This window comes from Actinoplanes sp. NPDC051411, from assembly GCF_040682075.1.
GTDB lineage: Bacteria > Actinomycetota > Actinomycetes > Mycobacteriales > Micromonosporaceae > Actinoplanes.
In genome coordinates this window covers 16,073-36,832 of record NZ_JBFBAD010000059.1, presented here as the reverse complement: position 1 = coordinate 36,832, position 20,760 = coordinate 16,073, and the positions used below count along the sequence as shown (strand labels likewise).

Sequence of the window (20,760 nt, the reverse complement as noted above, 5' to 3'; positions counted from 1 at the left end):
CGGGCAGGACAGAACACCTAGTCGATCGTGCGGATGCGGGTCACCAGCACCGAGCCGAGCACGGTCACCGCGGCCACGATCACGTACAGCACCGAATATCCGCCGAGGTAGGCGACGATCGGGAAGGCCAGCGCCGGGCCCAGCACCTGCGGGGCCGAGTTGGCGATGTTGATGATGCCGAGGTCGCGGGCGCGGTCCTGCTCGGCCGGCAGGACCTGGGTGATCAGGGCCTGGTCGACCGAGAGGTAGACGCCGAACCCGAGGCCCAGCACGACCGCCGCGACCAGGGCGCCGGTCCAGGTCGGCCAGACGGCCAGGATCAGACAGGCCAGGGCCATCACATAACCCGAGACGATCACCGACGGCTTGCGCCGTCCGCTGCGGTCGGAGAGTACGCCGCCGGCGACCACCGTCAGCACGGTCGCCACGGTGTAGACGACGATCAGGATGGCCAGGCCGTCCTCGGCGTCGGCGTAGTGCACCCGGTCGCGCAGGAAGTACAGCAGATAGAGGGTGGCCATGGCGTTCCCCAGTTGCACGAGGAACCGGGTCGCCCACGCCCACGCGAAGTCCGGGTTACGGCGTACGGAAAAACGGAAGGACGACCACAACGAAGCCGCGGTGAACCGCGGGGTTTGATCGGCCGGTGGGTCCGGCGTCGCGAGAACGAACGGCAGGGCGGTCAGCAGAACGAGTACGCCGATGAGCACGTAGCCCGACGTCAGCCCCGTCACGACGGCGGTGACCAGCAGGACGCCCGCGACCACGCCGATCGACTGGGTGAGCCCGACCCAGCCGGACACCAGGCCCCGCTGGCGCACCGGGGTGCGGTCGGGCACCACCGCGGTCAGCCCGGCCTGCATCGTGTTGAGCCCGGCCTGGGCGACACACCACCAGACGGCCAGGCCGGTCACCGTGTGCCGGGACGGCAGGATCGCGAGGCCGGTCAGGCCGAGCACCGCCCCGGCCACGATCCACGTGTGCCGGCGGCCGGTGCGCAGCCGGGTCGAGTCGGAGAGCGCGCCGGCGATCGGCCCGGCCAGCACCGCGACCAGCGCGCCGAGCCCGGTGACGACGCCGAGCGCGGTGGCCTTGCCGTCGCCGGCGATGTCCTCGACCTGGTCGGGCAGCAGGACCTGCAGCGGACCGAAATAGCCCATCCAGAGGCCCAGATTGGCCAGCGACAGCAGGGCTATCCACCCGGTGCGGACGGGGGTGTGCGGCTGCGCGGCGACGGCCGTCATGAGCGGCCGGCCAGCACGCCCCGCAGCCACCGGTAGGACGACCGGGGCGTCCGCTCCTGGGTCTCGAAGTCGACCCGCACCAGGCCGAACCGCTGGCTGTACCCCTCGGCCCACTCGAAGTTGTCGAGCAGCGACCACACGAAGTAGCCCCGCACGTCGACGCCGTCGGTGATCGCCCGGTGGACCGCCCGCAGATGCCCGTCCAGATAGTCGACCCGGAACCGGTCGTCGAGCACGTCGTCGGTCGAGCACCCGTTCTCGGTGACGTAGACCGGGGGCAGACGGTCGCCGTAGGTGTCGCGCAGGCCGGTGAGCAGTTCGTACAGCCCGGACGGCACCACCGGCCAGCCGAACGCGGTGGTCGGCACCCCGTCGATCGGCCGGATCTCGAACGGCAGCGGCGCGCCGGCCGCCGCCGGAGCCCCGACCCGGGTCGGGTTGTAGTAGTTGACGCCGAGCGCGCCCATCGGCGTCGAGATGATGTCGAGGTCGCCGTCCCGCACGACGTCGCCGAGCGCGTCGGCCAGAAAACCGGGGTATTCGCCCAGCAGCACGGGATCAGTGAACAGCCGGTTGTGGAACGCGTCGTACGCCATCCCGGCCGCCGGATCGTCGGCGATCACCGCCGTCAGATTGTTCGTGATCATCACTTCGCCGGCGTCGTGCAACGCCCGCACCGCGAGACCGTGCCCGAGCAACTGGTGGTGGGCCACCGGCAGCGCGGCCAGTCCCAGCGTCCGGCCCGGGGCGTGACCGCCGAACGCGTACCCCTGGGCCATGTGCACCACCGGCTCGTTCAGCGTGATCCACCGGCGTACGCGGTCACCCAGCCGGTCCGCGACCAGCGCGACGTAATCGCCGAAGCGCAAGGCGGTCTCGCGGTTGAGCCAGCCGCCGCCGTCCTCCAGAGCCTGCGGCAGATCCCAGTGGAAGAGCGTCGGCAGCGCGGCGATGCCGCGCTCGCCGAGGGCATCGACCAGGCGGTCGTAGAAATCAAGACCCTTGGCGTTCGCCGGGCCGGAACCGTCGGGCTGGATGCGGGGCCAGGCCACCGAGAACCGGTACGCGTCGACGCCGAGCTCCGCCATCAACGCGACGTCCCCGGCGTAGCGGTGGTAGTGGTCGCAGGCGACGTCCCCGGTGTCGCCGTCGCGGGTCCGGCCCGGGGTGTGCGAGAAGGTGTCCCAGATCGACGGGCCGCGTCCGTCCTCGTCGACGGCGCCTTCGATCTGGTAGCCGGCGGTCGAGACTCCGAACTGGAAGCCGGGCGGGAACGGGGGCAGCGAATCCACCATGTTCGGGCTCCCTCTGGGTTTCCTTCGTGGCGTTACTTCGGGGAATGTGAATGCAGCTCAGGTTAGTGTCGGCGTGTCCCGGCCGGTAGTCCCTTCTTCTTGACCTGGAGCGCGCTCTAGGTCATAGCGTCGAATTCATGCAGACGACACAACTCGGCAACACCGGCCGGACGGTCAGCGCGCTCGCCCTCGGCGCCATGCAGATGGGCAACGCGACCGGGGAGGAGGACTCGACCCGGATACTCGACCGGTACCGCTCGATCGGCGGCTCGTTCATCGACACCGCCGACTGCTACGAGTGGTGGGCCCGGCCGGGCGGCACCGGCGGCGAAAGCGAGGCGCTGCTGGGCCGCTGGATGCAGTCCCGCAACTGCCGCGACGAGATCTTCCTGGCGACCAAGGGCAGCGGCCTGCCCGTCTACTCACCCGACCTGTGGGCGCCCGACGGCACCGCCAACTGGGACCTCGCCCGCCGCACCTTCTCCGGAGCCGGCGCCGCCCACCTGCGCTCCGCCCTCGAGGGCAGCCTGCGCCGGCTCGGCACCGACCACGTCGACCTGTACTACGTCCACGTCGACGACCGGTCGACGCCGCTCGAGGAGACCCTGGCCGTGCTCGCCTCGTTCGTCGCCGAAGGCAAGGTCCGGCACCTGGGCTGGTCCAACGTCGCGACCTGGCGGCTGGAACGGATCCGCGGCCTGTGCACCGCCAACGGCTGGCCGTTGCCGGTCGCCGTCCAACAGCAGCACAGCTACCTCCAGCCCCGCCCCGGCACGGACAGCGTCTCGATCGTCTCCGCCGAGCAGCTCGACTACCTGCGCGAGAACACCGACCAGACCCTCGTCGCCTACTCACCGATCCTCAAGGGCATCTACGACTCGGCGGTGAAGCGCGACGGCCACAACATGATGGGCCCCTACAGCGGCCCGGACGCCGACGCCCGCCTCGCCGTGCTGGGCGAGGTGGCCGAGGAGTGCGGCGTGACCCCGAACCAGCTGGTCGTCGCGTGGCTGCTCCACCAGACGTCGCCCCGCGTCATCCCGCTGATCGGCCCGCGCACGCCGGAACAGTTCGAGGCGTCGCTGCCCGCCCTGGACGTCAAACTCACCGACGACCAGCTCGCCGCCTGGCCACCGCCTGATCCGTACCGCGTCATCGGCTGCCCGTGTCCCGGCTCTTGGTCGGCCGGGGCGCGGACGGCCGGTCGGCAGACGCCAGCGGAGCCAGCTTGTCCGCGCGCGGCCCATGTTGACGGCCTGCCCCGCGCCAAGACTGCCGTCAAGATGGAACGCGCAAGGTTGACCGTCAATGTTGATTTAGTCAACATGAGTCGTCGACAACGCCATCGCCAGCGTCAGCCGGCTGTAGGCGGCCCGCGGCTCGCGGCTCGCGGCTCGCGGCCGGCGGGCGCTGCGGCTCGATGGCCGTCCAGTAACGGCCGCCCCTCGCGGCCGCCCGGCTGCGGTCTCAGGCGCCCTCCCTCTGGACGTCCGCCCGGTGGCAGCCCGCGGCACAAACCCTCAACGGCCGCGCGGCAAGGCGGGCGTTTCCAGCCGACGCTCTCGTGGCTTCCCTTCGGCGCCTTGCCCGCTCGTTCGGCGCCGTCCGGTTGGCGCCGACCGGACGGCGCCTGCGCGGCGGCGGCCGCTCACTGGCAGTTCCGGGTGCGCTCACCGTTGGCGGCCGGCCGGTCAGTTGGCTCTTCCGAGCTGGCTCGCCCGGTTCTTCCTCGGCGGCCGCCCCTTTCGGCGCACGGCCTTCGGCAACCCCTGCGTGTTCGGTCCGGTGGCTGTCTTCTTGGCGTGTGTCCGGCGGTGGGGGTTGGGCGCTCGGTCCGGTGACTGTCCTCCTGGCGTCCGCCCGACGGTCGCGCTCTCGGCGTCCGTCTGGTGGAGGCCCCGGGCGCCGGCCGCGCGGTGAGGCCGCTTGTCCTGGAGTTGGGCACTCCCGCTGCCAGTTGCCCCGCAGAGATAGCCCTTCCGCGGCCTCGGGCAGCGACTATCGGCGGCGGCCTCTGCGCGGCGGCCTCTGCGCGGCGGCCTCTGCGCGGCGGCCTCTGCGCGGCGGCCTCTGCGCGGCGGCCTCTGCGCGGCGGCCTCTGCGCGGCGGCCCCTGCGCGGCGGCCCCTGCGCGGCGGCCCCCTCGGCGGCCGTGCAAGGAGGCGGATGGTCCGGTGCCGGGGCGGGAGGGCGCCCGCCCCGGCGTGGTGCGAGATGGAGCCGGTGTCACGCGGTGGTGTTGCTCCGGCGACCTCCCTTCCTCAACCGGCTGGGAGCGCTCCCAAAGCACTCTAGAGGCCCCCGTTTGAATTGAGAAGGGTCGAATCAAGTGGCCGTGCAGGTGACGGTCGGCGTGCTGGCGGTGCCGGTGCCGATCAAGCCGAACGTCGTGCTGCCGGCTGCGGCGAGGGCGCCGTTGTAGGACGCGTTCGACGCGGTGACCGTGGTGCCGGACGCGGTGGTGGTCGCGTTCCAGGACTGGGTCACGGTGACGGCGCCCGAGAACGTCAGCCTGACGGTCCAGCCCTTGATGGCGGCCGCGCCGGCGGTCACCTTCACGTCGCCCTGGAAGCCGCCCTGCCACTGGCCGGTCAACGAGTATGCCGCCGAGCACGCGCCACCGGAGGCCGGCGGGGTCGTGGGGGAAGTGGTCGGTGTCGGCGGCGGAGTAGTGCCACCACCATTGGTGCTGCCACCGAAGTCGATGTCACTGCAGAAGTAGTACGACTGATCCATGTGACTGGCCTGCCAGATCGTGTAGACCATGGCCCGTCCCGTACGCCCGGAAAGCGCGACCGGAAGGTCGATCCGCACCCCGCCGTCGACCGGGATCCACTGGGACGCCGGGGTTTTTCCGACCTCCGCGACCCGGGTCAGGTCCGACCATTTCAGCGCCTGGGTGCGCGGGTTGAAGCCCGGATTCGACACATAGACCCAGACGTAATCGGCGCCGTGCAGCGCCTGGTCGAACAGCTGCACAGTGAAGCTGTTGCCGACCGTGGTCGCCTTCCAGTCGCCGATGGTGTCCATCGCGTTGTAACGCCCGCTCTGGGTGTGCCCGGCGCTGCACAACTCGCCGTCCGGAATGGCGGCCTGGTGATTGCCGGCGACCTGTTCGCGGTAGAGGCCGTTCCAGTTCCACATGGCGTTCGGGTCGGCCTGCCAGGCCTGGTAGCACATCGGGTCTTCGGTGGCCATGGCCGGATCCTGGAAGCGGTCGCCCCAGCGGGTGAAGCAGCCGTAGTTGCGGGAGGCGGGACTGATGACGTTTCCGTGGGCCGACGCGGGCGTGGCGGGCAGGCCGACGAAGGCAATGGCGGCGACCAATGCGCCGACGACGGCGCTGACCAGAAGGCGGGATCGTTTTCTCATGAAGGGCTCCGCAAAGTGGCGGCCCAGGAGATCGGGCCGGCGGTCATGGGGGATCGGCGGAGGTTGCCCTGTGCCTCCGCGCGCCGCGTGACCCCGGCGAATGCCGCCACCCTGCCCTATGGATAGACCGATGTCAATTGCAATGCGCCGTCGATCGCGTCGTCGATGGGGGCGGCATCGGGATACCAGCGCGCCTCGTGCTCCAGCACGACCGGCCCGTCGAAACCGGCGGCCCGCGCCAAGGTCAGAACCTCGGGGCACGGCACGCTGCCGCGTCCCGGCACCAAGGGGGTACGCCGGTCCGGCGCCGCCCGTCGGCCCCGGAACTGAGCTGCACATAGGTCGCCAGGCCGAGCAGCGTGAGCCCGGCCGATTCGAGCTGTTCGCGGGCCCGGCGCCGCGCGGAGGGTGACAGCCCGACGTGCACGGGCTCGTCGGCGGCGCAGCGCAACTGCACCGCGCTCACCCGATGTCGCCGCAGGAGGGCGCCGACCTCAGGCAGTGGCAGTCCCGGGCAACCGAGCGTGGAGACACCGAAGATCATCGCTTACTTTAGATCGACCCGCTCGGCTTCGCGGGGACGGCCACCGTTCCACTCGTCGACGGTCGCCCACAGCAGGGCGGCCGGCAGCGGCTCGCTCGCCACGTACCCCTGAACGCCGTCGCATCCGGCCAGCGTGAGCAGCGCCCAGTCGGCCGCCCCCTCGACGCCCGCGGCGATGCAGCGCGCGTCGGAATCATGCGTCAACTGGACCAGATGGCGCACCACCGAGGCGGCGTGCGGGCTGGCGGCCATGCTCCGGGTGAACCGCGGATGGATCTTCACCGCGTCGACCGACAACCGCTCCAGCGCGAACAGAGCGTGATAGGCGCTGCCCACGTCGTCGATCGTCACCTGCACGCCCAGCCGGTGCAGTTCGTCGATCGCGTCCGCGACCTCGTCGGCGCCGCGCGACGCGAGCGCCGCCTCGGCGACCTCCAGCTGCAGTTCGGTCAGCGGGAAACCCGTCGCCTCCGCGGTGCTCCGCAACCGCTGCGGCAGGGCCGGATCGGTCAGCTCCTGCAGGGAGACATTGACGGCCAGCCGTACGCTCCGTCCCTGCGCCCGCCATCCGGCACCGTCGGTGAGGGCGGTCCCGATCACCCAGGCGCTCAGCTCCTTGATCAGCGACGTCTTCGCGACCTGGGGCACGAACTCGTCGGCCGTCAGCAGCCCGCGGGACGGGTGCCGCCAGCGCAGCAGGGCCTCGACCGTGTCGACGTCGCCGTCCGGTGCGCACACCGGCTGGTAGAACAGCTCCAGCTCGTTCTCGCTGAGCGCCCGCCGCAGCTCCGGCACCAGGGTGACGTGCTGTTCCTCGGCGTGCTGGGTGCCCGGGCGGAAGACGATCACGCCGGCGCCGTTGCGCTTCGCCTCGTACATCGCGAGGTCGGCGTGGCGCAGCAGCGCCACCACCTCGGTGGCGTGCTCGGGGGCGAACGCCACCCCGATGCTCGCGTCGATCTCGACCGGAACCCCGGCGACCAGCATCGGCTCGCGCAGCGAGGCGTAGAGCTCGGTGGCCAGCGCGAGCGCGTCCGGCCCGCCGGTCAGCACGGCGAACTCGTCGCCGCCGAGCCGGATCGGCAGCACCTGCGCGCCGGCCGCCGCGGCCAGCCGCTGAGCGACCACCACCAGCAGCTCGTCGCCGGCGTGGTGGCCGAGCGTGTCGTTGACGCCCTTGAACCCGTCGAGGTCGATGAGCAGCAGCCCGGCCGGCTCCTCGGCGCTGGCCCGGCCGAGCAGCCCGCGGGCGCGGCGGTGCAGCAGCGCCCGGTTGCCGAGCCCGGTCAGCCCGTCGTGGGTGGCCGCGAAGTCCTGGCTGTTCTGGTGCCGGCGGATCATGAACAGGATCAGGAGCAGGGCGAGCAGCACGAACGCCGCCATCCCGTACAGCCAGCGGCTGGCGCGATTCACGCTCAGGTCGATCCGGGTGCGCGGGATCAGCACCTCGATCGCCGCGTCCGGCTTCTGGTCGCCGGTCACGTCGTACGGCAGGTAGACCGCGACCCCACCGGCCACGTCCATCGCGTACGTCTTGCTGGCGCGCACCGCGGCGATCGCCGCGGCCTCGGGTTCGGGGGAGTTTCGGTGGGCCGCGTCGCTGTAGACCAGGCGCCCGTCGACCATCGACCAGACCCGCAGCCCGAGGATCGCGCCCTCGCCCTGCAGCAGGATCACGTCGGCGTCCATCGCCTGGCGTTTGCCGCGGTCGACGGTCAGCAGCATGTCCTGGACGGTGAGCTCGCGGGCCACGACCAGCACCTGCACGGTGCGCGCGGCGGTGGTGGCGCTGTCGAACGCGCGCAGTGCGATCTGCTGGTGCATCACCCGCACCCCGGACAACGCCAGGGCGGTAATGACCACCGCTACGACGGCGAGCGCGCGCCACGAAGCCAGGAATCGGGCCACCCCGGCCCCGCGCGCACTCTCCACGCCCCGCCTAATCGGCCCGGCGGCCGGGCTCTTGAGCCGTTGTCACCGGCCCGGGCCGATGCTCACCGGCCCGCAACGCCGCCCGCCCGGCCGCCGGGACGGCCGAGGAGATGCCCGGGTGGTCGCGGCGCCGGCGCCGCTCGCGCCTTCAGAGGTACGCCCGTCCGAGCCGACAGCGACACGCCCGTCCGAGCAGACAGCGACACGCGGGTTCGCGCTGAGAGTGGCCCGCCCGTTCGCGGCGAGAGCGGCCCGCAGGTTCGCGCTGAGAGTCGCCAGCCCGTTCGCGCCGAGAGCGGCCCGCAGGTTCGCGCTGAGAGTGACCCGCGGGTTCGCGCCGAGAGTGGCCCGCGGGTTCGCGCTGGGAGGGCCGGCCGGGCCCGGTTCAGGGTCGGGCCCGGCCGGAGCATCCCCCCGTCAGCCGACCGGTCCGGTGGTCAGCTTGAGTGTGCTCGAATGGGACTGGCCGTTGACGTCGTCCCAGGTGAGCTTGACCTTGTCACCGGGGTGGAACTGGTCCATCTGGTTGGTCAGGGCGGTCGCCGAGTCGACCGTGGTGCCGCCGACCGAGCGGATGACGTCGCCGCGGGTGAGGCCGGCCTGGTCGGCCGGGGAGTTCTGGACCACGCCGACGACCTGCGGGCCGTCCTGCTGGGTCTGGCCGCGGGCCGCGCCGGCGAGTTCGACGCCGAGGTAGGCCGTCTCGCCGATGTGGATCTTGTTGGAGGCCTGGCCGCCGCGGATCTGGTTGGCGATCGTCGTCGCCGAGTCGATCGGGATCGCGAAGCCGTCGCCGCCCTGGGACTGGTACTGGAAGCCGGCCGAGGCGGCCGTGTCGACGCCGAGGACCTGACCGTCGGTGCTCAGCAGCGGGCCGCCCGAGTCGCCCGCCTCGATGTCGGCGTTCACCTCGATCAGGCCGGTGAGCTGCTCGGACGCGCCGCTCGACTCGTCCGACGCGGTGATCGACTGGCCGAGCGCGGCGACCACGCCGCCGACCGCCGACGGGGTGCCGCCGGTGCCGCCCGCGTTGCCGATCGCCACGACCTGCTGGCCCGCCTTGGCCGGGGTCGAGGAGAGCGTGGCGGTGGTCAGGCCGGAGGCGCCGTCGAGCTTCAGCACGGCGATGTCCTGGGTGCGGTCGTAGCCGACGACCGCGGCCCGGTAGGACTTCTGGTTGCCGATGTCGGTGACCGTGATCGCGGTGGCGCCGGCGACGACGTGGTTGTTGGTGAGGATCACGCCGTCCGACGTGATCACGATGCCGGTGCCCGCGGCCTCGCCGTTCTGCGCGCCGAGGACCGTGTCGATGTCGACCAGGGCCGGGTCGACCTTCTGCGCGACCGCCTGGACCTGGCTGTCCGAGGCGCCGCCCGGGGTGGTCTGGCCCTGACCCTGCTGGCCCTGGCCCTGGCCCTGGAACGGGTCGCCGCCCTGCTGACTGCCGCTGTCGGGGTTCAACGGCAGGTAGGAGGACTGGGACGAGCTCGAGTCGACCGGTCGGAGCGTCCAGCCGGCGGCGAAACCCGCGCCCGCGGCACCGAGAAGAAGGGCCAGGCCGCCGGCCACCGCGGCGATGATGGGACCGCGGCGCCGCCGGGGCGGCGGGGGCGGCACCTGCTGGTACGGCGGGGGCCATCCGCCTTGCTGGGGCGGCCAGCCACCCGGCGCGGGATGATACGTGTACTGCTCGGGAATCGTCATCTGATTCCTCCCTTCCGGGCAAGCCCGACCACATCCACCACATATGTACGTCGCGAAGCTAGGAACCAGCTGATCGAATCCTGTGCATCGTCCGGGACCGTCGACCGGACTTGATCACACCGGGCCGGCGTGGTCGCCGGCGCGAGGTAGCCTCGGGCTCGTGAGCAGCGCCGGGGTGGTGAACGGGCCGTCCCCGGTCGTTCGCCGGCGGCGCCGCCGGCGTGTCATCTGGATCGTCGTGGCCGCGATTCTCGCCGGTGCGGCGGCGCTGGCCGTGCGCCCGATCGTGCGGCCCGACCTGCCCCCGCTTCCGGCCAGGGCCGACGCCATCGTCCAGCTGGGCGGCCCCGGCAACCGGCGCCTGACCGCGCTGGAACTGGGCCGGGAGGGCCGGGCGCCGGTGGTGGCGATCTCGGTCTCCGACGAGGAGCTGAGCGTGGCCGACTGGTGCGGCCAGGGCAGTTTCCGCGGTCAGCCGGTCATCTGCTTCCACTCCGAGCCGTTCACCACCCGCGGCGAGGCCCGCTCGATCGCCGAGATGGCCCAGCGGTACGGCTGGCACTCGGTGATTCTGGTGACCTCGACCGACCAGGCCACCCGGGCCGAACTGCGGGTGGGCCGCTGCTTCGACGGGAGCGTCTACGTCGCGACCGCGCACCTGCCCTGGTACCACTGGCCGGTCCAGGTCGTCTATCAGGCCGCGGCCTTCGTCAAGGCGTACACCTTCCAGCGATCCTGCTGACACCGGGATCGCCCGATGCCGGCGTCGCCGTCGCGGGCCGGCGATGTCCCGCGACGGTGTCGAATGACTGACGAGAACTGACTAACGGGCCGGCCCGGGCGGGGTCGGCTCGGTGCCGTACGCGGTGAAGAACTTGTTCCGGAAGTCCGACATCTGCCACACCGGCGCGGTGGTGCCGGGTTCGATGCCGTCCGTCCAGTTCCAGTTCGCGATCTTGTCGAGGACCGCCTTGTCGTGCGCGACCACCGTGATCGGGATGTTGTGGTCGGCGCCGTTGCCGCTGACCAGTGACATCGGCTGGTGGTCGCCGAAGAAGACCAGCACCAGGTTGTCGTCGCCGTACTTCTCGACCCAGCTGATCAGGGTCTGCACCGAGTAGGCGATCGACTTGGCGTACTGGGCCTGGGTGTCGGCCGAGCTCTTCCACAGCTTGTGCCGGTCGGTCGCGCCCTGCACCTGGGCGTTGAAGAGCTTGCCGTCGCCGAGCTGGTCCCAGTCGACCATCGAGGGGACCGGGGTCCACGGCTCGTGACTCGAGGTCATCGTGATCTCGGCCATCAGCGGCGCGTGGGCCTTGCCGTACACGTCCTTCTGGAACTGGGCCAGCGTGTACTGGTCGGGCATGCTCGACCAGCCGAACTTCGGGCCCGCGTAGCCCAGGTTGCGGGAGTCGTACACGGTGTCGTAGCCGTAGAACTTGGCCTCCGGCCAGGCGGTCGTGTTGCCCGGTTCCAGGCCGTACGTCTGCCAGCCCGCGTTGTGGAACGCGCTGGTGAGCGTCAGGCGGTCGCTGGCGATGAGCTGGCGGTAGCGCTGCTGGTTGTCGATCCAGAGCCCGGACTGGAACGAGCCGTGGGCCAGCCACGAGCCGCCGCCATAGGTCGAGGAGTTGAGCCAGCCGCTCTTGGCGTAGTAGCCCTTCGCCGCGAGGGACTTGGTGCCGTCGGTCAGCACCGGCTCGACGACCGCCTTCATCTTCGGGTCGGTGAGCGCCGAGCGGCCGTAGCTCTCGACCACGCCGATCACGAAGTCGTGCCCGTTGAGGCCGGCCACCAGCTGGTTGGCCGGCACGTTGTGGAACGGGTCGTTCCGGGTCGCCTCCTCGAACGCCTTCTGGTCGCGGATCGCGGCCGGGATCGACGCGGCGGTCGTCTTGGCCAGGGCGACCGCGCTGTCCGACGCGACCGGGTTGTTCGGGTAGAGCGCGACCCCGGTCAGGGCGAGCGCGAGCCAGGCCACGCTCAGCACGAGCAGGGCCCGGCGGGTCGGTGCGGCGTGGCGGGCGGTCACGGTGCCCAGGCGTACGACCGAAAGCGTGACCAGCGCGAGCACCGCGACCGTGAGCAGGACCGCGCCGATCGCCGCCGCGATGGCGGTGGGCCGGCCGTTGGTCTCGGTGAGCGCGTTGAAGCCGTCGCGGAACAGCGGCGGGTCGAGCACCGGGTTGAACCGGCGGCCGAGCACCATCAGGAAGCCCGCGTTGAAGATCTTGAGCACGGCGAGCACGCCCAGGCCCAGCCCGAGCGCGCCGGCGATCCAGCGGCGCCCGCGCCGCGGCGCGACGATCAGGAGCGCGCCGCCGAGGATCGCCTCGATCGGCAGGCGCAGGAAGCCGGTCGCGACGTTCGTGCCCTCCTTGGCGTGGGTGACCGAATCGGGCACCACCAGCGCGAGGTAGACCAGCGCGGCGGCGAGCACGGTCAGGGTGATCCCGAGCGCGCGGCGGGCGGGGCCGCGCTTGTTCCCGGTGGGCTCGTCCGGGGCGGAGTCGGTCGGTGGGGTCTCCGGCTCGGGGCGGGCCCGGCTGATGATCGACAAGGTGGGTTCCTTCGTCCTTCGGCATGGTGCTTGCGCGACGGCGTTCGGAACCTTCGCGCTCCCAGAGGTACGGGCCGAAAGGCTCAGCGGTTCATCAGGGCCGCGGGATTTGGGGTGTTTGTACCGACGTCGAATCAACACCCCGATAGGTGGCGACCCGGGGAAGGTGTGCGGAAACCCGAGTCGCCACGTCCAGCTTCCCCGCTTCCGGATGAGAAAACGCTGAGGTTTCCGCAACCCGGGCCGCCGGCTGCCGATCACTTCCGGCGAGCTCCGCCCTCCCGCCGAACGCAACCGGCGGGCACCCGGCCGGGGACCGGGCGCGCACCCGCCGCCCCGGAATCTCTTTCCCATGCCCGGCCGACAACGGCCGGACAACGCGGGGGAGAGAAAGTGACCGTACGCAAGCTCATCCTGTCGGTGGCGGCGGCTCTGGCTGTCGTCATCTCGCCGGCCGCGGCGTTCGCCTCCGGCCACGAGGCGAAGCCGGCCACCGGCCCGTCGGCGGCGGGCTGCGTCACCGGAGCGAAGCTGGTGCCGTCGTGCGGGGTGCTCTGGGGTGCGGCCGCGGGCGGTTTCACGGGGGCGCCGCGCGACGCCGAGTTGAAGACCTGGGAGCGGAAGAGCGGGCGTACGGCCACGATCTTCCACACCTATCACAAGGGTGACGAGGTCTTCCCGACCCCGGCCGAGATCGCGATGACCCGCGACCCGGCCCACCCGCGGGTGCTGCTGCTCAACTGGCGCGTCGAGTACGGCTCGAACTGGTCGGCCGTGGCGGCGGGCCGGCTCGACCGGCGGATCGACACGTTCGCGGCGCGGGCCAAGGCGTACGGTCAGAAGTTCTTCCTGGTCCTGAACCACGAGCCGGAGGACGACGTCAAGCCCCGCCACGGTTCGGGCATGACCGCCGCCGACTTCCGGGCGTCGTTCCGCCACGTGATCACCCGCCTGCGGGCCAAGGGCGTCAGCAACGCGGTGTCGGTCGTCGCCTACATGGGCAACGAGAAGTGGATGGCCGAGAGCTGGTGGAAGGACCTGTACCCGGGCGACGACGTCGTCGACTGGATCGGCCTCGACTCGTACGTCAGCGCCGAGCGGAACTACTACCACCATGGCCTGTTCGCCGACCTGCTCGACCGCCGCGCGCCGGGCGGCGACGGCTTCTACAAGTGGGCCACCACCAGGCACCCGTCGAAGCCGATGATGGTCGCCGAGTGGGGCGCCTACCACCGCGTCGGCCGGGTCGTGTCGAAGGCGCCCCAGTTCGACAGCGTGCTGCCCGAGCTGGCCAAGCGCCCGGCGATCAAGGCGATCGTCTACTTCGACACCAAGCGGGACGCCTTCGGTGACCGTGACATCAGCATCGACAGTTCGGCCGCGAGCCTGTCGGCTTTCCGCCGGCTGGCGGCGAATCCGCTTTTCACCGTACGCCTGAAGTAGTCCCGCTCCCCGGGGCCTCGTAGTCGAGGATCCGCCCGTCGCTCGTCCCGACCAGCAGCCGGCCGTGTCCCGTCACGGTCAGCGCGGTCGGGACGGCGGGGATCCCGGCGACCACGAGGCCCCGTCGCCAGCTGACAGTTCCGTCGCCCAGCCCGAGCGCGACGATCTCGCCGTCGTCGTAACCGACGAAGACCGTGCCGCAGCCGGCGTCGAGGTCGGTCGCCGGGCGGTCGGTCCGGAAGACCCAGCGCGGCCGCCCGGTGGCGAGGTCGCGCCGCACCACGAACGAGCCGCCGGGCTGCGGGCCGCGACCGTGGTAGACCGTTCCCGCGTAGACCAGGTCGCCGTCGTCGGTCTCGACACCCGGTCCGCCGAAGTGGGCCTCTCCCGCGTCCCAGGAGTACGGCAGGATCCGCCGGAACCGCGACGGCTCCTCGTCCAGCTCGGCGGCGGCCAGCCAGCTGCCTCTCGGCTCGTCGGCGCCGGCCTCCCGCCGGTAGATCCTCCGGCCGCGCCGGATGCGCAACCGGGACCGTTCCCCGCGGGGGCCGGCGCTCCCGCCGCCCGGGGCAGTCCACAGTTTCTCCCCGCCGGGCGACCAGCATTCCTTCTGAACCCGGTCGAGCGTGGCGACGATGTTTCCGTCCGGCAGCACTTCGATCGCCCGGACGTTGCGGCGCCGGTCCCAGGCCGTGCTCAGCCGGTCGAGCTCATGGCGCGCGCACGCCCGGCCGTCGACGCGGGGCGCGGCCACTCGCGGACCGTCCACCTCCCCGTCGACCGGCTCCGGCGGCATGGAGCGCCAGTCGGGCCGGAACACCGTCGCGACGTGGCCCTCGGTCCAGGCGGCCTCGTCCTCCCAGTCGTCCTGGGGCGCCAGCACGAGCCGCAGATGCTGCGCGTCCGGCCACTCCAGCGACAGAACCTGGCGCCCGAGCGGGTGCTCGAACAGGGACGCCGCCTCGCCGGTCCGCAGGTCGAGCAGCCGCAGCTCGCCCTCGAAGAAGTAGCCGCCGTCGTAGCGGCCGCCGCCGACCGCGAGCAGCGGCAGCCCGGGGTGGAAGGCCATCGCGCACACGGGGTGACGCGCGCGGAGCAGCGCCCGGCACTTCAGCGTGCCCATGTCGTAAACCGCCACGGGCGCGGTGCCGTGGTCGTGGTCGTAGCTCCCGGCCACGGCGAGCAGGCCGGCGCCGCGGACCGCGAGGGCCGGCGCACCGACCTCGGCGAACGGTCGGTCCCCGAGAATCACAGCCTTGATCCTCGTCTATTCAGCGGTCCGGCGCCGCCCCGGCCACGCAAGATCGGCTAATGTCTCCGGCCGACCGGAGGACGGGGGAGCGGAATGGCCGCGGACGACATGTGGACGGCGTTCGACGCGGCCCTGCGGGAGCTGGAGGCCGAGTTCGAGGAGCGCGGCTGGAACCAGCCGCCCGCTCTCTACGGAATCTTCGACCGGCCGGCCGGCGACGCGGACACCCGCGTCCTGGTGTGGCGGCAGATGCTGGACCGCGAGGACATCTGGGGCTCCGAGCACCCGGCGGCGATCCTCACGAGGGTGGCCCGGAGCTGGACCGGCCGGGACGCGGCCGGGCGCTTCCGGACCGCGATGAACCGGAACGGCCGGGTGCCGGTCGCGTTCGTCTTCGTCTCCGAGGTGTGGGGCGACACCCACCAACGCATGACGGTCGCCGTCGACCTGCGGGGCGACCGTCACATCCTCGTGCGGACCCGCGGCCAGGACCGGCCGCGCCGCATGCCGCCGGCGTCGATGGGCGGCCAGGTCCCGGAGGCCCTCGCCCGCCTCATCGGGGCGGCCACCGAACGCTAGAGCCCGTCCTGGGCGCCGGCACCTCTCAGGAACGCGTCGACCAGCGCCTCGGGGAAGCCCTCCTCGGGCACGTTCGGGTTGAAATGCAACATGTTCTGCGCGACCGACGGGCCGCTGATCATCAGCAGGCTCAGCTCGACGTCGAGGTCGGCGCGCAGCTCGCCGGTCTGGATGCCGCGCCGCAGCACGTTACGCATCGCCTCACGGCGGGGCTCGGTGATGGCCTGGTAGACGCGGCGCATCTCGTCGTCGCGGGTGTACTGCGGCAGGAGACACGCGGTCACCTTGCCGTAGCGCTTGGCCCGGTTGGTCCAGTTGGCCGCGACCAGCGCGACCAGGTCGTCGCGCACCGACTCGCCGGTGAGCTCGGGGAGCGGGCCCTTCATCGTGGCGACCGCGTCGATGAGCAGTGCTTCCTTGTTGGGCCAGCGGCGATAGATCGTCGCCTTGCCGACGCCGGCCTTCGCCGCGACCGCCTCCATGGACAGTGCGCCCGCGCTCAGCCCGCCGGCCAGCAGCGCGATCGCCGCCTCGATGATGGCTTCGTCGGCCTTGGAATCGCGGGGCCGGCCAGGAGCCTTACGGTCCTGGCCGGTCTCGAGGTCGGTGCCACCCGTTCGCATGTCACTCATGTTACCGGCGTGTCACGCTTCGACCAGTTCCACGCCCTGCTCCTCGGCGAGTGCCTCGGAGCTGGTCGGCGCGGGAGCGGTGGCCGGGCGCTTGCCGGGCAGCCAGATCAGCGCGACCAGCGCGCCGAGCAGGGCGACCACGACCGAGCCGATCGAGGCGTAGTGCACGGCGGTGATGAACGCGTCGTTGGCGTGCTGGACGAGAGCTCCGGCGCCCGGGCCCGCGTGCTCGGCCACGCCGTACGCCCCGGAGATGGACTCCTTCGCGGCCGAGGCCGCGGCAGACGGCAGGCCGTCGGTCGCGTCGCCGAGCCGGCCGCGGTAGACCGACGAGATGACCGCGCCGAGCGCCGCCACGCCGAGCGCGCCGCCGAGCTGCCGGATCGTGTTGCTGACCGCCGAGCCGACGCCCGCCTTCTCGCGGGGCACCGCCGACATGATGGTCTCGGTGGCCGACGGCATCACGTTGGCCATGCCGACGCCCATGATGCCGAACGCCGCGCCGACGACCCAGATCGGCGTGGTCGCGCCGATGAACAGCCAGGACGCCAGGCCGATCGCGACCAGCAGCAGGCCGACCGCGCTGACCGCCTTGGGGCCGAACCGCTTGACCATGGCCGCGCTGCGCGGGGCGAAGATCATCTGACCGACCGCGAACGGCACGAACAGCGCGCCGGACGCGAGCGGACCGTAGCCGCGGACCAGCTGCAGGTAGAACGCGCCGAAGAACATCGCGCCCATGGCGGCGAAGAAGACCAGGCCGATCATGCCGGTGGAGGCGGCGAACCTGCGGTTGGAGAAGAGCCGGACGTCGAGCGACGGGTACTTCAGGCGCAGCTCGAGAACCACGAACCCGGCGAGCACGACGACGGCGGCGCCCAGCGAGCCCCACGCCTGGGTGCTGCCGAAGCCCTTGTCGCCGCCCTCGATCACGCCGTAGGTGAGCAGGGTCAGGCCGACGATCGAGAGCAGCACGCCGAAGACGTCGATGCGGCCGGGGCGCGGGTCACGCGACTCCGGGACGATGATGCCGACCAGGATCGCGCCGGCGAGGGCGATCGGGACGTTGATCAGGAAGACCGAGCCCCACCAGAAGTGCTCGAGCAGCAGGCCGCCGACGATCGGGCCGATCGCCACGCCGAGGCCGACCGCGCCGGCCCAGATGCCGATCGCCCGGCCGCGCTCGCGGGGGTCGAAGACGTTCGCGATGATCGAGAGGGTGGCCGGCATGACGGCGGCGGCGCCGAGGCCCATCAGGGCGCGGGCGGCGATCAGCTGGTCGGCGCTCTGCGCGTACGCCGAGATGAGCGAGGCGATGCCGAACAGCGCGAGCCCGGTGATCAGCGTGATCCGCCGGCCGAGCCGGTCGGCCAGGATGCCGGCGGTGAACAGCAGTCCGGCGAAGACCAGCGTGTAGGAGTTGATCGCCCACTCGAGCTGGCTCTGGGTCGCACCGAGGCCGCGCTGTGGATCGGAGATCGTGCGGAGAGCCACGTTGAGCACCGTGTTGTCGAGCACGACGACCAACAGGCTGATGACCAGCACACCCAGGATGAGCCAGCGCCGGGGGTGCCCGGTCTGGGGTGTTGCGGTGGTGGCTTCCATGTGGTGCTTCCCCCAAAATCGATACGGAACGGTTCCGTATCTGGAGCCAGACTAGGAGCGTCCTTTGAAAAACGGAACTGTCTCGTATCGAATGTGGGTCTCGTCACGGGATTTCGGCCCGATCGAGCGGATGTACGTCACGTTGTAAGGGCCCGTGCGCTCTGTTAGACCAGTAGGGGAGACCTGCGAATTAGGGCGGACTGAGCTGAAAATGGGATACCCGGCCGACCTCCGGCCGCCGCACCGGCGCGTGCTGGCCGAGATAGCCATCCGAGATGAGATCAGCCGCAACGACCTCACCGCCCAGCTCGAACTTCCCCGCGCCACCGTCACCAGCCTGGTCCGCGACCTCATCGCCCGCGGCCTGGTCGTCACCCGGGAGACCGCGGGCACCGGCCGCCGCGGGCGGCCGGCCGAGATCCTGGCGCTGGCCGGGCCGGCCACCGTCGTCGGCGTGCTCAGCCCGGCCGCCGACGGCCTGCGGGTCGCCGTGGTCACGGTCAGCGGCCGCATCCTGGCCTCGGAGACCCACCCGATCAGCAAGGCCGACTTCCGGGTCGACACCGCCACCGGCCTGCTGGCGGCCGTCGCCACCCGCGCCGGCTACGCGCTCGAGGAGATGAACCGGGTCGTGCTCAGCATCCCGGCGCCCTACCAGCGCGGCGTCGGCTCGCTGGCCCGGCACGGCAACTCGTACGCGGCGTGGGCGCTCGTCGACCCGGCGGCCGAACTCGCCTCGCTGACCGGCACCCGGGTGCTGGTCGAGAACGACGCCAACCTCGGCGCGCTCGGCGAACACCGGTTCGGCGCCGGCCGGGGCCGCCAGAGCCTGGTCTACGTGATGCTCGGCGAGCACAGCGTCGGCGCCGGGCTGATCATCAACGGCGGCCTGCACCGGGGCGCCACCGGTTTCGCGGGCGAGCTCGCGCACATCCAGATCCAGGACGACGGGCCGCTCTGCTCCTGCGGCGGGCGCGGCTGCCTCATCCACGCCGGGGCGTCGCTGCTGCGCAGTGCCCAGTCGGCGTACGACGAGCCGCTCACCTATCCGCGGATCCTGGCGCTGGCCGATGCCGGCGACCCCGGCCTGCGCCGGCTGCTCGGCGACTTCGGCCGGGCCGTCGGGCGCCCCCTCGCCGACACCACGACGATGCTCAACCCGGAGGCGATCATCGTCGGCGGCGCCACCGGCGCCGGCGGGCGGATCATCGTCGACGGCATCCGGGAGACGGTCAACCGGTACGCCTCCCCGCCCGCCGGCGAGGCCGTCACCGTGCTGGCCGGCGAGACCGGCGAACACGCCGACCTGCTCGGGGCGGTGGCTCTGGCCCGCAACGAGGCTGATCGATGACCTCAGTCCTCCAGCCGGCGGCCGCAACCAGCCGCACGGCCCGCCGCCTGCTGCCCATGGCCCTGATCTTCCTCGCCGTCGGCACCTCGACGGCCATGGTCGGCCCGTTCCTCACGCTCTTCCTCACCCAGGCCGTCCACGCCGTGTCGCTGCAGGTCACGGCGTTCCTGATCATCGCGCCGCTCTCGTCGGTCACGGTCTCGACCGTCCTCGGGCGCCTCTCCGACCGCTACCCGATCCGCCGCCAGCTGATCATCGCGGCGGCGCTCGCCGGCGCGTCGGGCACGCTCGCGACCTCGATGATCAGGAACTACTGGGCTCTGCTGGCCCTCACGGTCACCGCGACGGCGGCGGCCGGGTCGCTGGTTCCGCAGCTGTTCGCGTACGTCCGGACGACCGTCGCCGGAAGCGACCGGGCCGCCATGACGACGAGCTCCCTGCGGACCCTGTTCTCGGTGTCGTGGGTCGCCGGCCCGTTCGTCGCGACCGTCCTGGTCGGGCTGGGCGGCTTCCGGCTGTCCTACTCGGTCTCGTCGGCGATGTACCTGCTCGCGGCCCTGATCGCGTGGCGACTCCTGCCGGCGGCGCCCCCGGTCCACGTCCCGCCCGAACCGGCGGCCGAGTCGGTGTCGGCCGGATCGGGCCCCGTCCCGTACGTCCCGCCGGAGCCGCCGCCGGCGGCACCGGCCCCGGATGCACCCCGTCGCGTGATCTTCCTGACCGTGGCGGCGTTCGCCCTGATGCAGTGCGCCACCGGCCTCGGCGTGCAGGCGATGTCGCTGTTCGTGATCACCGACCTGCACGGCGGGATCGGCTCGGCCGGCGTGATCCTGGGCGTCTGCGCCGGCCTGGAGATCCCGCTGATGCTGGGCTTCGGCTTCCTCACGACCCGCGTCCCGCTGCGGCGGCTGGTCCTGTGCGGGCCGCTGTTCAGCATCGCCTACACCCTGTCGGTCGCCGCGTCGACCCACGTCTGGCAGGTCGCGGCCGCCCAGCTGTTCGCCGCCTGCACGGTCTCGGTCGTGCAGGGGCTGGGCGTGAGCTACGTGCAGGAGATGCTGCCGCGCCAGCCGGGCCGGGCGTCGACCCTGTTCACCAACGCCTTCCCGGCCGGTCAGATGATGGCCGGCCCGATCCTCGGCGTGGCCCAGCACGTCGGCTACCGCGCGGCCTACCTCTCGGCGGCCGGCCTGGCCCTGACCGCCTTCGCCGTGCTGAAGCTGGCCCGCGCCCGCCGGCGGTAGCCTG

Annotated in this window: 17 protein-coding genes; 6 read left to right on the top strand and 11 right to left on the bottom strand. The window is 71.9% G+C overall.

The genetic code is table 11. The features are described 5' to 3' along the window. Positions 1-17 precede the first annotated feature (17 nt). Both AB0M88_RS29320 and AB0M88_RS29315 read right to left on the bottom strand, forming a co-directional pair. A complete protein-coding gene (locus AB0M88_RS29320) occupies positions 18-1,244 on the bottom strand; it encodes an MFS transporter (RefSeq protein ID WP_364107819.1) in 1,227 nt (408 codons plus the stop codon). Next, complete coding sequence (locus AB0M88_RS29315; protein WP_364107816.1) at positions 1,241-2,539, bottom strand: GH1 family beta-glucosidase; 1,299 nt, start codon at positions 2,537-2,539, stop codon at positions 1,241-1,243. The genes AB0M88_RS29320 and AB0M88_RS29315 overlap by 4 nt, the downstream gene beginning before the upstream one ends. A 137-nt stretch (positions 2,540-2,676) precedes the next feature. Here AB0M88_RS29315 and AB0M88_RS29310 point away from each other — a divergent pair, with 137 nt between their 5' ends. Next, a complete protein-coding gene (locus tag AB0M88_RS29310) occupies positions 2,677-4,380 on the top strand; it encodes an aldo/keto reductase (protein ID WP_364107814.1) in 1,704 nt (567 codons plus the stop codon). 483 nt (positions 4,381-4,863) lie between these two features. On the opposite strand, the gene AB0M88_RS29305 is transcribed toward AB0M88_RS29310, so the two are convergent. The 5 genes from AB0M88_RS29305 to AB0M88_RS29285 all read right to left on the bottom strand — a co-directional run bounded on the left by AB0M88_RS29305 (position 4,864) and on the right by AB0M88_RS29285 (position 10,090). Next, on the bottom strand, positions 4,864-5,910 hold the full coding sequence (locus AB0M88_RS29305; protein WP_364107812.1) for a lytic polysaccharide monooxygenase: 1,047 nt from the start codon (positions 5,908-5,910) through the stop codon (positions 4,864-4,866). A gap of 116 nt (positions 5,911-6,026) precedes the next feature. Continuing rightward, positions 6,027-6,152, bottom strand: coding sequence for a hypothetical protein (locus AB0M88_RS29300; RefSeq protein WP_364107810.1), 126 nt, complete (start codon positions 6,150-6,152; stop codon positions 6,027-6,029). Positions 6,153-6,154: 2 nt separating this feature from the next. Further along, positions 6,155-6,454, bottom strand: a complete 300-nt coding sequence (locus AB0M88_RS29295; RefSeq protein ID WP_364107808.1) for a hypothetical protein — start codon at positions 6,452-6,454, stop codon at positions 6,155-6,157. Between the two features lie 3 nt (positions 6,455-6,457). Then, positions 6,458-8,386, bottom strand: coding sequence for an EAL domain-containing protein (locus AB0M88_RS29290; RefSeq protein WP_364107807.1), 1,929 nt, complete (start codon positions 8,384-8,386; stop codon positions 6,458-6,460). 417 nt (positions 8,387-8,803) lie between these two features. Continuing rightward, complete coding sequence (locus AB0M88_RS29285) at positions 8,804-10,090, bottom strand: trypsin-like peptidase domain-containing protein (RefSeq protein WP_364107805.1); 1,287 nt, start codon at positions 10,088-10,090, stop codon at positions 8,804-8,806. 160 nt (positions 10,091-10,250) lie between these two features. On the opposite strand from AB0M88_RS29285, the gene AB0M88_RS29280 reads away from it, so the two are divergent. Then, positions 10,251-10,832, top strand: coding sequence for a hypothetical protein (locus AB0M88_RS29280; RefSeq protein WP_364107803.1), 582 nt, complete (start codon positions 10,251-10,253; stop codon positions 10,830-10,832). Positions 10,833-10,913: 81 nt separating this feature from the next. Here AB0M88_RS29280 and AB0M88_RS29275 read toward each other — a convergent pair whose 3' ends face one another. Further along, complete coding sequence (locus AB0M88_RS29275; RefSeq protein ID WP_364107801.1) at positions 10,914-12,650, bottom strand: sulfatase-like hydrolase/transferase; 1,737 nt, start codon at positions 12,648-12,650, stop codon at positions 10,914-10,916. A 393-nt stretch (positions 12,651-13,043) separates the two neighbouring features. Here AB0M88_RS29275 and AB0M88_RS29270 point away from each other — a divergent pair, with 393 nt between their 5' ends. Further along, the gene (locus AB0M88_RS29270; protein WP_364107799.1) at positions 13,044-14,093 is read left to right on the top strand and encodes a glycosyl hydrolase; all 1,050 of its coding nucleotides are present in this window, start codon (positions 13,044-13,046) and stop codon (positions 14,091-14,093) included. On the opposite strand, the gene AB0M88_RS29265 is transcribed toward AB0M88_RS29270, so the two are convergent. Next, positions 14,074-15,345, bottom strand: a complete 1,272-nt coding sequence (locus AB0M88_RS29265) for a hypothetical protein (protein ID WP_364107797.1) — start codon at positions 15,343-15,345, stop codon at positions 14,074-14,076. The two genes, AB0M88_RS29270 and AB0M88_RS29265, sit on opposite strands and share 20 nt — an antisense overlap. 93 nt (positions 15,346-15,438) lie before the next feature. On the opposite strand from AB0M88_RS29265, the gene AB0M88_RS29260 reads away from it, so the two are divergent. Beyond that, the gene (locus AB0M88_RS29260) at positions 15,439-15,924 is read left to right on the top strand and encodes a hypothetical protein (RefSeq protein ID WP_364107795.1); all 486 of its coding nucleotides are present in this window, start codon (positions 15,439-15,441) and stop codon (positions 15,922-15,924) included. Here AB0M88_RS29260 and AB0M88_RS29255 read toward each other — a convergent pair. Together AB0M88_RS29255 and AB0M88_RS29250 are read right to left on the bottom strand one after the other, a co-directional pair. Beyond that, complete coding sequence (locus AB0M88_RS29255; protein WP_364107794.1) at positions 15,921-16,547, bottom strand: TetR/AcrR family transcriptional regulator; 627 nt, start codon at positions 16,545-16,547, stop codon at positions 15,921-15,923. The two genes, AB0M88_RS29260 and AB0M88_RS29255, sit on opposite strands and share 4 nt — an antisense overlap. A 21-nt stretch (positions 16,548-16,568) precedes the next feature. Next, complete coding sequence (locus AB0M88_RS29250) at positions 16,569-18,161, bottom strand: MFS transporter (RefSeq protein WP_364107790.1); 1,593 nt, start codon at positions 18,159-18,161, stop codon at positions 16,569-16,571. Between the two features lie 211 nt (positions 18,162-18,372). On the opposite strand from AB0M88_RS29250, the gene AB0M88_RS29245 reads away from it, so the two are divergent. Beyond that, positions 18,373-19,512 carry an ROK family transcriptional regulator gene (locus AB0M88_RS29245; protein WP_364107788.1) on the top strand — a complete coding sequence of 380 codons (1,140 nt, stop codon included), beginning with the start codon at positions 18,373-18,375 and terminating at the stop codon, positions 19,510-19,512. Continuing rightward, complete coding sequence (locus AB0M88_RS29240) at positions 19,509-20,756, top strand: MFS transporter (RefSeq protein ID WP_364107786.1); 1,248 nt, start codon at positions 19,509-19,511, stop codon at positions 20,754-20,756. Before AB0M88_RS29245 ends, AB0M88_RS29240 begins: the two co-directional genes overlap by 4 nt. The last annotated feature ends 4 nt before the right edge of the window (positions 20,757-20,760 follow it).